Origin of the sequence: Bifidobacterium sp. UTCIF-39 (assembly GCF_006408715.1) — a bacterium.
GTDB lineage: Bacteria > Actinomycetota > Actinomycetes > Actinomycetales > Bifidobacteriaceae > Galliscardovia > Galliscardovia tissieri.
Map to the genome: position 1 here is coordinate 13,961 of NZ_JEOG01000029.1, position 15,708 is coordinate 29,668.

General features: G+C 61.7%; 7 protein-coding genes and 1 pseudogene. 6 read left to right on the forward strand and 2 right to left on the reverse strand.

Going from position 1 to position 15,708, the window contains the following annotated elements:
* Positions 1–75 precede the first annotated feature (75 nt).
* Both EP30_RS10015 and EP30_RS10020 read right to left on the reverse strand, forming a co-directional pair.
* Positions 76–7,965: an LPXTG cell wall anchor domain-containing protein gene (locus tag EP30_RS10015; protein WP_140558404.1), complete on the reverse strand. Its 7,890-nt coding sequence runs from the start codon at positions 7,963–7,965 to the stop codon at positions 76–78.
* A gap of 486 nt (positions 7,966–8,451) precedes the next feature.
* Complete coding sequence (locus EP30_RS10020; RefSeq protein WP_140558394.1) at positions 8,452–8,835, reverse strand: hypothetical protein; 384 nt, start codon at positions 8,833–8,835, stop codon at positions 8,452–8,454.
* Positions 8,836–9,369: 534 nt separating this feature from the next.
* Between EP30_RS10020 and EP30_RS10025 the strand changes: the two genes are divergently transcribed.
* The 6 genes and pseudogenes from EP30_RS10025 (at position 9,370) to panD (ending at position 15,079) form a co-directional block, all read left to right on the forward strand.
* Complete coding sequence (locus tag EP30_RS10025; protein WP_140558407.1) at positions 9,370–10,824, forward strand: bifunctional phosphopantothenoylcysteine decarboxylase/phosphopantothenate synthase; 1,455 nt, start codon at positions 9,370–9,372, stop codon at positions 10,822–10,824.
* Between the two features lie 68 nt (positions 10,825–10,892).
* A pseudogene (locus EP30_RS10030) lies at positions 10,893–11,648 on the forward strand (type III pantothenate kinase); the annotation flags it as partial.
* A 102-nt stretch (positions 11,649–11,750) separates the two neighbouring features.
* Positions 11,751–12,656 carry a Rossmann-like and DUF2520 domain-containing protein gene (locus EP30_RS10035; RefSeq protein ID WP_140558398.1) on the forward strand — a complete coding sequence of 302 codons (906 nt, stop codon included), beginning with the start codon at positions 11,751–11,753 and terminating at the stop codon, positions 12,654–12,656.
* A gap of 121 nt (positions 12,657–12,777) precedes the next feature.
* Positions 12,778–13,605, forward strand: coding sequence for a 3-methyl-2-oxobutanoate hydroxymethyltransferase (panB, locus tag EP30_RS10040; protein ID WP_140558400.1), 828 nt, complete (start codon positions 12,778–12,780; stop codon positions 13,603–13,605).
* Between the two features lie 133 nt (positions 13,606–13,738).
* Positions 13,739–14,626: a pantoate--beta-alanine ligase gene (gene panC, locus EP30_RS10045; protein ID WP_094665493.1), complete on the forward strand. Its 888-nt coding sequence runs from the start codon at positions 13,739–13,741 to the stop codon at positions 14,624–14,626.
* Positions 14,627–14,695: 69 nt separating this feature from the next.
* Complete coding sequence (gene panD, locus EP30_RS10050; protein WP_094665494.1) at positions 14,696–15,079, forward strand: aspartate 1-decarboxylase; 384 nt, start codon at positions 14,696–14,698, stop codon at positions 15,077–15,079.
* The last annotated feature ends 629 nt before the right edge of the window (positions 15,080–15,708 follow it).

Sequence of the window (15,708 nt, forward strand, 5' to 3'; positions counted from 1 at the left end):
CTTTCCTTGTTGTGTGAACATTGGTATGCCACCCGGTTCCCCGGGTGGGAAATCTGTTGTGTGGCTCGGGACCGGCTATCGTGAGTGCCGGCCTCGCGTCTTCGCCGTTCGGGATGGTCGCGACGGCCGGACCGTCGAATCGGCATGTCTGCCGACTCGTGAACCCATCAACCCAGTCATGCCCAAATCTTCGGCAACGTTCATGCCGCCCGAACCGCGGGCGCCTACGACCGCCAGGGCCACTCCCCTGCCGTCACGCCGGTTGCGCACATACCATGCCGCGCCCAGGCCGATGAGCATCAGGCCGAACAGCATGATCCACATCACGCCCTGTCCGCCGGTGTCTGGCAGCGGACGGGAGCTGGCATTGGTCACGGTGGACACGTTCTCGATGCCGTCGTGGCTTACGGAGACGCTGTATCCGGCCTTGGCCGGCGTCACGTCGCCATTGCCGTCGACGTTGATGCCGGTCTCCTCCACGCTGTACGTAAGGTACTTCGGCTGGCCGTTCACCATCACGGCGACGGGCAGTCCGCTGATCACCTTGCGCCACGTGTTGCTCCAGAAGGAGCCGTCCGAGGAGTCGAGGGTGACGGTCCACGGGTTGGTCTGCTCCTTGGCGGTGCAATCACCGTCGAAGCATTGAATGGTCTCCGGCGTGACCACATTGCCGTTGTCGTCCGTGTAATGCGCGGTGATCCGCAACGTGATCGACTTCGGCTTGGACAGTCCGGCGTCCTTCCACACCTTCTGCACGGTGAGGTCCACGGTTCGGCAGCCGTCCGTGCCGCAGGGGTCCTGACCATCGCCGGGCTCAGGAGTGAAGCCTCCGTTGTTGTTGGTCACAGCCTTGTCCAGCATGAGCACCGCCTTGGCGGCGGACACGTAGGCGTTGAGCGGCTTGTACGACGCTTCGCCGGTGGCGGCCACGGCATCCTTGATGCCCACCCACGTGGTCTTGTCGTCGCCGGCCGCTCCGCTGTTGGCGGTTGCGCTGTCGTAGGCGTTGACCACGCCGAAGTAGTTCACGTCCCAACGGTCGAGTCCAGTGTTCAACGTGCCGTCTCCGGCATCCGTGGTCTTGGACGCGAATGTCTTGCGACCGTCATTCACGGATGTCACGGCAGATCCGGCTGCCACGTCCGCCGTGCGGTAGATGCGGTACGTGTTGTACTTGCCGTCGCTGGTGGGACCGATGATGTCGTTCTTGTCATTGAAGAACCAGTTGGAGTCCAGCACGGTGTTGGCGAACGGGTCGACCAGACCGGAGGTGCCGCGGATGGTGTCCGCATAGGTCATGGCATTGGCCTGCAGCACGCCTTCCTGATTGAGTCCGGCGAATCCACCGGCGTATCCGGTCTTGAGTCCTTCCACGCCGTCGGAATCCTGCGTGGCACCGCCACCGAACACATCGTATCCATCGGCGATGCCCGTCACGGACGATTCGGTCACCTTGGTGCGGTTGCCCTTGATGAGCTGCAGCTTGACGTTGTTCTCCTCACCCTTGTTCACGCCGTTTTCGGTGCATCCGACGGCGATTCTCGAATCACCGATGTAGATGTAGGCGGTGTCGTCGGTCTGCGATTCGGTGTCGTGCTTGTCGAGCGCCACGCCGACCTTGAGTCCGAACAGGTTCACATACAGCACGTTGCCTTCCGCGAACAGGTCGAGATCGACGAACTTGATGAGTCCGCCGAAGTACTGCTTCTTGATGTTGGCCCATTCGTCGGTCGTGTGCTCGATGCCTTCGACGTAGAGGATCTTCAGCAGCGGGTTCACCACCAGACTGAGCAGCAGGTTCACAAGCTTGGAATTTACGCCCGCATCCACCAGATAGGCGCGCGTGGTCTGTCCGACGAAGCCGCCGGAGATCTCGCTGCCCGTCACCTTCTTGAGTCCGGCGACGGTGCTGCCGGAGACACGTGCCAGATCGGCGTATCCGACGAAGCCGCCGGCGACTTCGGCTCCCTTGCGTTTGACGGAGTCGTTGAGCGCCTCGTCACGACCGTAGTCCTGACCGTTGTGCGTGGCGGTCACGGTGAAACCGTCGGCGATGCCCACGACCGAGGAATTCTCCACGTGGGAGCCCCAGATGTCGAGTACGCCCGCGGTCAGTCCGGCGAGTCCGATCGCGGAATCGGTGACCTTCACGTCATCGGCGTCCACCGTTCCGGACTTGCCCAGATGCCCGATGAAGCCACCCACATAGTTGAGTCCGGTCACGCTGTTGAGGTTCGTCACACTGGACTTCTTCACGGAACCGTTGATCAGTCCACCGCCGAAGCCGCCCGCGGCACCGGTGAAGCGCGTAGAGTCAAGCATGCCCTGCGTGAAGGAGTCGTGCGCCACCACCTGGATGCCGTCGGCCACGCCGTTCACCCGGCCGTCGTACACGAACGTGCGGAAGGCGTCGAGCACGCTCACGTTGCCAACGCCGAGCAGCTTGAGCAGCAGGTTCGTGTTCTCGTCCTGCATGGTTCCGCCACCAACGGAGGCCACGCTGGAGATGTCGGCGATGCCGAAGAAGCCACCGGCATACTGGCTGCCCTCCACACCTCGCAGCCCATTGACCACAAGCTCGGCCGGATCATTGGCGGGATCCGCCTCCGTGCCGCTACCCTTGGCCGAGTCCTTGTCACCAAGGATCGCGGCCTGCAATGATCCGGCGAAGCCGCCGGCGTTCACCGCGTACCGGGTCTGACCGTCCGCCTTGTAGGCACCTTCCACGGTGAATCCCCAACTGTCACTGTCCGCACTCACATGCGCGCCGCGGATGGTGACCACGGTGGCCTGCAGCACATTGACCAGACCGGTCGGATTGGTGTTCTTGACGAGCGTGTCAAGCAGTCGCTGCAGGAAGCCCTCGGATACGTCGTTGGTGTTCACATCGGCGACCGAACCGGATGTCGCCAGACCGATGTAGCCGCCCACGTTGTTGCGTCCGGACACCTTGCGCAGATTGCTCACGTTCGCGCCGCTGGCGATCGCACCGTCCTTGAGCGTGTTGCCCTCGGCATCGCGATCGCCCCAGATCTGTCCGCCGATCGCCATGCCCGCATAGCCGCCGGCGTTGCCGACGCCCTTCGAGACGTTGCCGTCAACCGTATCCACGCCGGTCGCCTCCACGCGCAGTCCCTTGCGGTAGCCTTCCGTACTCGACGACTTGATGACGGGTACGAACACCTGCGGCGTGCTGACCAGACTGCCGAGATCCAGCTTGAGTCCGGCGAGATCGACGGTGCCGATCGTGGCCACCGAACCGGCCTCCATCGAGCCGGCATAGCCGCCGGCCGCACGCATGGCCCTGACCTGCTTCACATCCTGCGACTGTCCGTCGGTGATCGTACCGGTGCGCATGAGTCCCACATGGCCGCCGGCCACGCCGGAGTCACGCAGATTCGCGCCGGTGTCATGATGGCTTCTGCCGGCCACCACGTTGAATCCGAAGACGTAGTCCTTCAGGAAGTCGTCCAGCGATGCCTGATCCTTGACCTTGTCCGCGCCGGCCTTCACCACGTCGGTGAATTCGGCACCGTATGCACCGTATTTGCCGATGTTGTCACGCCACGTCTTCCACTGGCCGTAGCTCATGCCGCGCAACGGTCCGGTGACCCGCGAATGCTCCTCGGTGGGGTATACCAGTCCGAGCACACCGACCAGATTGTCGACGCTGATCAGTCCGCCAAGCACGCCGAGGCTTCCACCCTGTGCGGTGTCGGCAGCCTCCATGAATCCGGTGTAGCCGCCGGCGAGTTCCGCACCGTAGACGCTACGGATGCGAGCCGCATACGCCACCTGTTCATGACCGCTGAGCGGAGTGCCCGAAAGGCTTGACCATGCCGCATCGTTGTTACCCCAGATGTGGCCGCCACGATTGTGTCCCACATAGCCGCCGGCCATGCCACGCCTGGTCTTTGTGTCGGACGTCGCCTGGGCACGAACCGCGCCGCCGCAGATCGCAGCGTCGGTGGAGCTGTTGCGGATCGTCGGCACGAAGTCCTGCACGGCGGAGAGCACATCGTTAAGATCCACGATCTTATTGAGAATGCTGCCCTTGCCGACCACGTTGGCCGCGGCACCAGGCTGCATAGTGCCCACATAGCCGCCGGCGGAGATCTGTCCGATGATGTATACGAATTCGTGCGCGTTGGAATGCTGGATGTGCCCGCCTTCGATGTCGCCGACAAAACCGCCGGCCATGCCGATCGGCGCATCGGAGTCGACGACGTTGCTGGCACGAACGGAGTAGCCGCCCACACCACCGGTCACGTCCGAATATTCAATGGTGGAGACCACCACGTTGAGTGCACTGAGCAGATCAGTCACAGTGATCTTCAGATCCGTATCGCCGAGCACATCAAGGGCATCGCCCACTCCGGCTGCGGCGCCGATGTCCATCTTGCCGATGTATCCGCCGGCGTACCGGGCGGCATCCACGGCGTAGGTGCTCTTGTCGCTCAGATAGGTGTCGTTGATCGAACCGCTGGTTTCGAGATTCTTCGGCGCGATCACGTCGGTGCGCCGCAGTTGCGTGACCGACGACGTGCTCACCTGCACGCCCGATCCATATCCGATATATCCACCCGCGGAACCGGCGTTGGCATCCGTATCGTCGTCCAACCGCATGGCGCTGACCTTGATACCATAGTCGGCCTTCGCGTCAACGGCGCCGCCCGCGTTCCGGAACGTCTCGCCGTCGGACTTCACACCGGCGTAGGAGATCAACGGCACGTAGGCCTGCATGATCTCCACTAGGTTGGCAAGGTTCACCGTACCGAACTTGCCGAGAATGGAGACGCCGCCACTGCCTGCGGAGGCGAGCGCACCGGCCACGGCCTTGCCGGCGAATCCACCGGCGTAGGCACCGCCGGTCACATGATCGATGTTCGTGACGGCAACCGGATTGTCCTTGGCCGTATTCACCAGATCGACCAGTGTCTGGTCTTCCTTGTCTTTATCGGACAGTTGGTTGATCTTGCCGCTCTGGAAATCACCGGCGAAACCGCCTGCGACATCGGCCTGCACGTAGCCGCCGTTCGCATAGGACACATCGACGAGCTTGTAGTCGGGAACGAGGTAGGGCACCGCGCCGAGTAGGCCCGTGACATTCACCAGTCCGCCGTCGATCAGGCCTTGCAATACTGACGAATCCTTGGAGTCGTTGATCGCGTCGATCAGACCGCCGGTGGTGGAGAAGCCCACGAAGCCGCCGGCCATGCCGTCGGAGGTCTTGTCGTCCGCCGTGACCGACTTCAGGTTGCGCACGTGTGCGTCCCGGCTCTTGGTGCTGTTCGCCTGACCGTAGAAGCCGCCGGCCGCGTAGGAGTTGGTTTCCTTGTTCTCGTTGTGCCCGGACGCGACGACGGTGAATCCGTCGCTAATGCCGGTCACGGTCGCCTTGCTCACCGTGACGCCGGAATACTGCGCCACACTGGCAAGACCTGAAATCTTTACCAGGCCAAGCAGGTTAAGCCCCTTGCCTGCGCCAACGACATCGCCCGGACCGGTGAAGCCGATGAAACCGCCGGCCTCGCCCTTGGCCTTCACAGCGTGAAGGTTGGAGACCGTGGTGTTGGTCACCGTGCCACCGGTGGCCAAGCCGATCGCACCGCCCGCATAGTAGCCGTCGTCGCCCGCGGTCACGTCCAGTCCGGTGTCCACACCGACAAGCGTCACGTCCGATACGCCGAACAGCGAGAAGTCCAGATCGCCGAAACCGAGCGTGTTGTTGAGCAACGCCGCAACGGTGGCCGGCTGCAGATCGCCGACGATACCGCCTGCATATGAGCCGCCGGCGGAGACGGAACGTAGACCGGTGATCGTCGTATCCCGGGAGGCCGGGGCCGGACGCTTGGGATCATGCTTCCAGAACGGGAGATTGCCCAATGCATCCGAGGTCGACGACGTGATCACCGCACCGGACCCCTGCCCCACCAATCCACCGGCGTAGTCGCCACCGGCTTTGACGGTGATGTCGCCGTTCATCTGTGCGCCGAGGATTGCTGAAGGCTTCACGCCGGCGAGATTGAGCAGATCTCCGGCCTGATCTGGGCTGATCTGGCCACTGGTGAGCAGACCGGTAAGCGTACTGGCCAACGTCTTGAGCAGCGAGGTGTCGGAGGCGCTGTCACTGCCGACCTCCAGTCCCCATCCCACGGACGAGATGCCGGTAAAACCACCGGCATGGGTCTTGGTGGCGGTAACGGACACCGTTCCGGCAATATCGTCGTTCACCGCGTAGGAGTTGGCCATCACGCCGCTGAATCCGCCGGCGTAGCTCTCCGCTTCAACGGTGAATCCGTTCTGCGTCGACACTTGGGAGCCTTCGATCAGGCTCTGCGGGCGCAGCACCGCCAGCAGGTGTACGCCAAGCTTGCTGAGCAGGCCGCCGACGTCACCATTGCGGCTTGCTCCGGCGAAACCGCCGGCATAATTCCTGGCCTGCACGACGAACGCGTTCTCGCTGCTCACCGACGAGTTTTCGATGACCGTGCCCATCTGCAATCCCACGAAGCCACCGGCATAGTCCTTCGACGCGCTGCCCAGGGTCACGTTCTGCTTGAAGTTCGTCACGTGGTTGTCGGACAGCAGCGGGTTGTAGTAGGCGACGGGAATGAGCATATCGAGGCCCAACGTGCCGTCGAGCAGCCACCGGGTGAGATCGCCGAGTCCGATGAACGGAATGACATCGAGGATCTTCCCCAGCAGATCGGTCAGCGCACCCGCCGCATTGGATACGACGTCATATTTGGTCGCGCCTTCCACATATCCCACGAAGCCGCCGGTCATGTCGCTTGCGCTGGATACGGCGACGTCGTCCACCTCGTTGTTCGTGACCTTCGCATCGCCGTAGATACGGCCGGCGAAGGCGCCCGTGGCGAGGTTGGAGGGGTTGCTCTTATGCAGGTTGAGCAGATCCGACAGATTCAGGTGGATGTTCAGAAGCCCGAGAAGGACATCGAGCAATCCGCCGACCGCGCCAGTCAGCGCGCCGAGCAGCGTGGTCGGCACGATCGCCTCGGTGGCCTTGTTCGTCACCGTCACGTTGCTGAGTTTGAGGTTGGTCACGGTGACGGTTCCGGCGCTGCCGAGATTGCGGTCAGACATCGTGCTCTTGTTGGCGATAGTGGCGAAGAACCCGACGCCCTGCTGCTTGCTGACGTCAAGCTTGGTGTCGTTCTGTTCCACCTTCACGTTGGCGATGACCGGCTTGTTCGCGGTGTCGTTGACGCTTGCGCCATCGGCGCCGAGCGTGCTCCACAGGGATCCGGCCGTGTCGCCATTCCCGCTGACAGCTCCGAGCATGGTGCCTGCGAACATGAGTGGATTCCATGTGGCGTTCGCAGTCGTGCCATTGGCGGCATCGGCGCTGAGATCGATGTTGCGGAAGATGATGTAGTTCGCGTCGGCGGTGTAGGTCAGACCGGTATTGGCGCCGTAGGTGGCATCGTCCACGGATTGGCGGTTGCCGTTGGCGTCCTTGGTGAAGTACTGGGTACGCGTTGCCCCATAGGTGAACAGGAGCCCGTCATGATCGGGGATATCCGCATTGTGCAGGGTGGCTCCAGCGGCCAGATCGGCGTCGCCATCGTAGTACAGGGACTCCTGACCGGTATCGGACCAGCCTCCGGTGAGGCAGCCAAGCAACTGCTGGCATTGCTGTGTGATCTTCCAGACCCGTCCCACGACCTTCGTCTTGCCATCGTTCGCCCCGATCGCACGCAACTGCTGTTCGTTGCCGATCAGAATATAGGATTTGCCGTTGATGGTCTTGGCGGCCTGTCCGACGAAGTCACGGCCTGACAGGGAATCAGCGGCCGCCGCAACGGTACCGGCATCGGACGCACCGGATTGGTCGGACTCCCCGTCGTCGGAGGCAGCGGCGTCGGATGACGACGATCCATTCGCGGCGGATCCCTCATTCGTCGTCTTAGTCGTGGTCGCCGTCGTTTCGTTGACGGCCATGATCTGCCCGGCGTCGCCCTTCGGCGTGGTCGTGGTGAATCGTGCGGACAGCACGTACCGGTGGGATGCGCCATAGGTCAATGCCTTGCCGTTGGCACCGTTCACAGGCTTGCCCATGCCGAACTTGGCGGCATCCCAGTCGCCGCTCATCACCGGTTCGGATTCACGGTTCTTGGACGCGCTTACGGCAAGCTGATACCGATTGTGCAGGGTGATGGTATCGGTTTTGGCGTCGTACAGCGTCCGCTCATCGGATTTCACCGCGGAATCGGCGTTGATCGTGCCGGAGAATCCTTCGGGCAGTTGCCACGTCACACCGGACGGCAGTTCGATGTCGTTCATCAGCACGTAGGAGGCGTTGTTAGCGTAGGTGACCGCATTGCCGTTCGCGTCGGTCACGGTCTGGCCTCCGCCCACGAATCCGGCGGTGGTATCGGCACTGGTCACCTTGGCGTTCGTGCCGATCGCGGCCAGCTGGGCATAGGTTTAGATCAGAATGGAGCCGTCACGATAGGGCTCATTGGCACTCATTCCGCTTTTCATGGCACCGTCAGCCGTTGCGATACGGGCTGCCGGCAGACCGGTTTTCGTTCCTGATTGCGAAGTGGCGGCATCATCGGCCGAGACAATCACATTGGTCGAAGCGTTAGCGTTCATACCAACGGACGCGTTCGTGGCAGTAAGGACGGTATTCGATGCCGACGCACTGGAAACAGGGATCAGCGAGCACATCGACATGGCGATGGACAATACGACGGCGATGGCACGGCCGCCAAGGACGCGGCCTCGTCCATTCCTCGAATCAGCGCGTACGGCAATACCATCCGCAACGACGTCGAGTCGGTTATTCTTCACGTCGAATACTGACATCGGTGCCTCTCTTGTCTCTCCTCACATGCCACTTCGCAAGCGCACCCGGGGGTACACCAACTCCGTTACTCGTGATTCAGAGTATTTAGCAAAAACGACAAATATCGACAAAGTGTCTATTCTATTTACCCCCGATACCCCCCCCCCCGAGCCTATGGACGTGTCGGCATAATCCATTGCGATCATTGCGAAATCATCAATACATGACTCTCTTCACGACATGCCACCTTTTGCCTCGGTATTCAAACAGAAACGATCATGGTTTCCGGTACGGCCAAGTCACACTTCACCATGGATTGTGACGAAGATTACAGCGACAATCTTTGGCATGAAGTGGCCTCGCCCGTAGCCCACTTACTAAACTTGTATCGGCTTTGACGGGGACTTCCCGCAGAGACTTGGACACCGCGACCCGCAGGCCGCGACCTGACAGGGCACGAGCCGACGGACGGCCGATCCGCGATCATGACGACCACGAATCATCATCGTCCACGAGGGCGTATCGTGCCATATGGAGGCAGCGCAATGAACGCCATGCTCAACGACGACACGCATCACGACGGCGCCGAATCCGCGAACCGCCGGCACTCGCACTCCGCCGCGCAGCATCGCCGCCGTAAGACGCAGCGTCCGATTCATATTCTTCTCGGCGTCACCGGCTCGATCGCCGCGTTCAAGGCCTGCCAGCTCGCCTCGAGTCTGACCAAGCACGGCTGCGAGGTGCGCGTGATGATGACCGCGGCAGCACAGCGATTCGTCGGCCCGGCCACGTTCGACGCACTCACGCACACCACCACGCGCACGGTCATGTTCCCCGACTCCGAATACGCCATCACCACCGACGAATACGGCGATGCGCGGGTGGGTGTCAGCCACATCGAGGACGCCAAGTGGGCCGACATGGTGGTGATCGCCCCCGCCACGGCGAATGTGATCGCCAAATTCGCGTACGGTCTCGCCGACGACTATCTGACCAGTACCGTGCTGGCGGCGACCTGTCCGAAGCTGGTCTGCCCGGCCATGAACGTGCATATGTATGAGAATCCCGCCACCCAGCGCAACATCGGCATCTGCCGTGAACTCGGATTCCGATTCGTGGATCCCACATCCGGCATGCTCGCATGCCAGGACGTGGGCAAAGGACGCATGGCCGAACCCGACGATATCGAAACGGTGATCGGCGAGATCCTGGCCGAAACGCTGACCGGAACCGGGGAATCCAAGAATACGGACGATACGAACACGACCGCGAACGCAGGCGCGGCCACCCCCACCACAGTCCCCCCCTCTCTGAAGGGACTCAACGTGCTTGTCACCGCCGGCCCCACGCAGGAGCCGCTCGACCCGGTGCGCTATCTGACCAACCACTCCACCGGCAAGATGGGCTACGCGCTGGCCGAGGCGGCACGAGACATGGGCGCCACGGTCACCCTCGTCTCCGGACCGGTGGCACTGCCCGAACCGCAGGGCATGAACATCGTGCACGTGACCACCGCGCGTGACATGTTCGCCGCGGTGTCCGACCACTTCGCACAAGCCGACATCACCGTGATGGCGGCCGCCGTCGGCGACTTCCGCGCCGAAAACGCCAGCCCGCAGAAGATCAAGAAGCACGGACGCACCACGCTCACGCTCGAGCTGGTCGCCAATCCGGACATTCTCGCCTGGGCCGGCGAGCACAAACGCGCCGACGGCTCGCAGACCCTGTGCGGATTCGCCATGGAAACCGAGCATCTGGTGGAAAACGCCGCCCGCAAGCTCGCCGAAAAGCACTGCGACATGCTCGTGGCCAACAATCTGCGCGACCCGGGCGCAGGATTCGCCACCGACACGAACGTGGTGACGATCCTCACGCCGGCGACCGACACCGACGATCAGAACGACGAATCCCACAACATCGCCGATATCGAGCGCATCGGCCAGATGCCCAAGACCGAACTGGCGAAACTGATCCTCGCCCGGCTTAACGGTCTGCGCGCCAGGCAGTGACACCCCATCCCGACACCATGTCAAACACAGCAACGAGAAACAGGACAAGAAGCAGGAAAAGAGGCACCATGCTGATCGCCGTCGACATCGGCAACACCAACATCGTCATCGGATTCATCGACGGCGACAACATCGTGGGCACCTACCGTCTGACCACCAAGACCCGCCGCACCAGCGACGAGTACGCGATGATGCTGTCCACGTTCATGTCGATGTCCCGCATCAACCCCGACGAGGTGGATGACGTGATCATCTCCTCGGTAGTGCCGAAGGTCATGTACGCGTTCCGTTCCAGCATCAGGAAATTCCTCGGAACCGAGCCGATCATCATCGGACCGGGCATCAAATGCGGCATCAACCTGCGTCTCGACGAGCCGAAGACCGTGGGAGCCGACCGCATCGCCGACTGCGCAGGTGCCTATTATCTGTACGGCGGGCCGGTGCTCGTGATCGATTTCGGCACGGCCACCACCTACGACTATGTGGACGAGAACGGCGTGTTCAGCGCCGGCGTGATCGGCGTGGGTCTGGAGACGAGCGCGAATTCCCTGTGGAGTCAGACCGCGCAGCTACCGGAGATCGAGATCGAACGCCCCGACACGATTCTCGCGACCAACACGAAGACCGCCATGCAGGCCGGCATCTACTTCCAGTTCCTCGGCGGTGTGGAATACACGATCGCCCAGTTCCGCAAGGAGATCGGCAACGACTTCAAGGTGGTGGCCACCGGCGGACTCGGCCGTGTGCTGTACGACGCCACCGATTCGATCGACGTGTACGACAGCCAGCTGATCTTCAAGGGATTGGCGATCATCTATGCCCGTCTGCACGCGCAGAGCAAGTCGGGTGGCAAATCGGGGAAGTCGGTCAGGTCCGGCAAATCCCACCGTAGGTAGCGGTACGTCAGGCGAAGGCAGCGAGGCATCATGAAAATCGGGTTCATCGGGGCAGGCAAGGTCGGTTGCGCCATGGGCGCGCATCTGCGTCGGTCGGCGCTCGTCACCGTCAGCGGATACTACAATCGTCCGTCCGACGCCGCCGAGACGGCCGCGAACGCGTTGGATGTCGACGAATTCACATCACTGGCCGACATCGTGGAACACAGTGACATGCTGCTCGTCACCGTGCCCGACGACGCAATCGCATCCGTCTGGCGGGAGCTTCGGGAACTGCCCGGCAATCCCATCTCCGGCATGGCGGTGGGCCACTGCAGCGGATGCCTGTCGTCGCGCGTGTTCGACGGCAGTGCCGAACTCGGCGTGTCCGCGTTCTCCATGCATCCGATGCAGGCGGTGAGCGAGCGCTTTCCCGCCGACGGCCGCGATCAGCTCGACGGCGCGTTCTTCGCGCTCGAGGGTGACCCCCGATGCACGGAAATGCTGGGACAGCTGCTCGGTTCGCTTGGCAACCGGTCCCGAGTGATCGATGCCGCCGCCAAGACCCGGTATCATGCGGCCGCCGCCATGGCGAGCAATCTGCCGATCGCGTTGTGGAATGCGGCGGTGGAGACGCTGCGGTCGTGTGGATTCACGGAATCCGACGCCCGGGAGGCACTCCGCGCGATGATCGTGCACAACGCGGAAAGCTTCTGCGAGCGCGGGGCAAAGTCGGCGCTCACCGGTCCGGTCGAGCGTGCGGATGTGGGCACGGTTCGCGCGCATCTCGAGTCGCTCTCCCCCGAGGCGCGGGCGCTGTATGAACCGTTGTCGCGTGCGCTGCTGTCGATCGCGGCGGCGAAGAATCCCAATCGCGACTATGCGGCGCTGCGTGATCTGCTCGATGACGGTCTTGCGAATTCCTCGCATCCGAACGCATCGAGCCGAACGTCTTAGGCCGAACGTCTGAACGTCTCAGGCAACAACTGACACTTTATGTCATAACTGAATATCATCACCGATAATTGAACACGGCGCGGATCGGGAGGCCGACCGCGACCAATGAAAGGAATAATCAATGAAGAACACCGCAGTCACATTCCGTGCGGCCAAAGCCAAGGGCGAGAAGCTGTCCATGCTCACCGCCTACGACTACACCACCGCGAAGCTGATCGACGAATCCGGCATCGACGGCATTCTGGTCGGCGATTCGCTGGGCATGGTCATGCTCGGCTATGATTCCACGCTGCCGGTGACCATGGAGGATATGATCCATCACGCCAAGTGCGTGACGCGTGGCGCCAAGAACGCGCTTGTGGTGGTCGATCTGCCGTTCATGGCCTATCACACCGTCGATCAGGCCGTGGAGAACGCCGGACGACTCGTCAAGAAGGGCGGCGCGCAGGCCGTGAAACTCGAGGGCGGCGTTGCGTTCCACGATCAGATCAAGGCCATTGTGACCGCGTCCATTCCGGTCATGGCGCATCTGGGGCTCACCCCGCAGTCGGTGAACGCGTTCGGCGGCTTCAAGGTGCAGGGCAAGAACGTCAAGACCGCACAGCAGATTCTCGACGACGCGCGTGCGATCGAGGATGCCGGCGCGTTCGCCGTGGTGCTTGAGGGCGTGCCCACGCTGCTGGCCAAGCGCATCACCGAGGAGCTGTCGATTCCGACGATCGGCATCGGTGCGGGAGACGTGACCGACGGTCAGATCCTCGTATATCAGGATCTGCTGAACATGTACGGCGAGATGAAGCCGAAGTTCGTGCGTCACTACGCCGAGATCGGCGCGCAGATGCGTGACGCGTTCGGTCGTTATATCGCCGACGTGAAGTCCGGTGCCTTCCCCGACAACGATCGTGAAGGCTTCAAGATGGACGAGGCCATTCTCGACGAACTGAAATAACGACTGAAATATCGCGGAAATACCTCCGGACGATACCGTACATTCACTCGTCATCGTCACTATCGATATCGTCAATAATCCAATAATCCGTAATCCAATAATCCGTTGAGAACAATTCATTGAGGAGATCATCATGACTACTGAAACCACTGCGTCCGCAGAAGCATCATTCGCCGTCGTTCACACCATCGCCGAAGTGCGCGAACAGGTCAAGGCATGGAAGGCCCAGGGCCTGACCGTCGGTCTGGTGCCCACCATGGGCTTCCTGCACGAGGGTCACAAGAGCCTGATCGAGCACGCCGTGGCCGACAATGATCGCGTGGTCGTCTCCGACTTCGTCAACCCCGTGCAGTTCGGGCCGAACGAGGATCTGGAGGCCTACCCGCGCGATCTCGACCGCGACTCGAAGCTCGTCTCCGGCGCGGGCGCGAACCTGCTGTTCAACCCCTCCCCCGAGGAGATGTACTACCCGAACCGCACCACCGCCATCACCATGGCCACGATCACCGAGGAGCTGTGCGGCAAGAGCCGTCCGGTGCACTTCGGCGGCGTGTGCACGGTGGTCGCCAAGCTGTTCAACATTGTGACGCCGAACCGCGCCTACTTCGGTCAGAAGGATGCGCAGCAGCTGCTCGTCATCAAGCGCATGGTCCGCGATCTCAACTTCGACATCGAGATCATCGGCTGCCCGATCATTCGCGAGGCCGACGGTCTGGCCAAGAGCTCGCGCAACACGTATCTGAACCCGGAGGAGCGCGCCGCCGCGCCGATTCTGCACAAGGCGCTGGAGGCCGGTCGTGCGCTAGCCGAGTCGGGCGAGAAGAACGCCGACGTGATCAAGGCGAAGGTGCGCGAGGTGCTGGCCACCGAGCCGCTCGCCGACCCGGAGTATGTTGAGGTGGTGGATCTGGAAAATGTGCACCCGGTCGCCACGCTTGACCAGCCCGTGCTCGTGGCCATCGCCGTGCGCATCGGCAAGACCCGTCTGATCGACAACTTCTTCTACCCCGAACTTCACTGATACTTCACTGACCCGATCACGCGATTATCACGTCGCGGAATCGATAACGCTAAGGAACACGAACACATCATGCAGCTCAATATGCTCAAAGGAAAGATTCATCGCGTCACCGTCACCGAGGCCCGTCTCGACTACGTCGGTTCGATCACCGTCGACTCCGATCTGCTCGACGCGGCCGGCATTCTCGAATACGAGAAGGTGGCCGTGGTGAACGTGAACAACGGACAGCGTCTGGAGACCTACACCATCGCCGGCGAACCCGGCAGTGGCGTGATCTGCCTGAACGGTGCGGCCGCCCACTTCTTCGACCCCGGTGACACGGCCATCATCATGTGCTACTGCCAGATGGACGCCGAGGAGGCTAAGAACCACAAGCCCAAGGTGGTGTTCGTGGATGAGAAGAACCACGCCACCCGCGTGACCAATTACGAGAAGCACGGTCAGATCGCCTGATCCGGTCGTGTGTGGTCTTGTGTGATCTTGTGAGATCTGGTCTGGTTTGGTCTGGCCTGATGGTCTGATGAGATCCGGTTTTCTCATGAGATCTCGTTGATGTCCCAGTCGTCCCCAGTCGTTCGTGTGATCCGGCTGGGGACGACTACTATCCATGGCCGGAGAGGGAGAATTAGCCGGATTAGGGACGACCGATGGGTAGTCGGGTGGATACGGTCTGGCAGGTACGGTCTGGACTGTCTGACGGATACAGTCTGGCGGGTATTGGCCGGGGATATTGACCGGTACTGTCTGGCGGGCAGTCAGACGGGTACGGCCAGATCCTCCGATCGGACAGGTTGGATCATGCGAATCCAGACAGACAGGCCAAATTAGTCAGATTGGGTCAAACAGACCGGACCGGGCAGACAAGCGGAATCAAACAGACCGAATCAGTTAGACCGGACCGAACAGACCGAATCAAACAGACCGATAGATCAAGTCCGCACGACTTCCAACGACCCAGTCATCGATGAATCAGCCCGGGATATGGGCCATCCCCTCGAGATTCCACATATCCACCCTCACATCCGAATCGTGAACACCCCAACTCATTACTGGGTAAATCCGGACACCACTCTAGGTAAACC

Bases quoted from the DNA above. Each gene is read 5' to 3' on its own strand.
- EP30_RS10015 (WP_140558404.1), bottom strand. From the start codon at position 7,965: ATGGCCGTCAACGAAACGACGGCGACCACGACTAAGACGACGAATGAG.
- EP30_RS10020 (WP_140558394.1), bottom strand. From the start codon at position 8,835: ATGTCAGTATTCGACGTGAAGAATAACCGACTCGACGTCGTTGCGGAT.
- EP30_RS10025 (WP_140558407.1), top strand. From the start codon at position 9,370: ATGCTCAACGACGACACGCATCACGACGGCGCCGAATCCGCGAACCGC.
- EP30_RS10035 (WP_140558398.1), top strand. From the start codon at position 11,751: ATGAAAATCGGGTTCATCGGGGCAGGCAAGGTCGGTTGCGCCATGGGC.
- panB (WP_140558400.1), top strand. From the start codon at position 12,778: ATGAAGAACACCGCAGTCACATTCCGTGCGGCCAAAGCCAAGGGCGAG.
- panC (WP_094665493.1), top strand. From the start codon at position 13,739: ATGACTACTGAAACCACTGCGTCCGCAGAAGCATCATTCGCCGTCGTT.
- panD (WP_094665494.1), top strand. From the start codon at position 14,696: ATGCAGCTCAATATGCTCAAAGGAAAGATTCATCGCGTCACCGTCACC.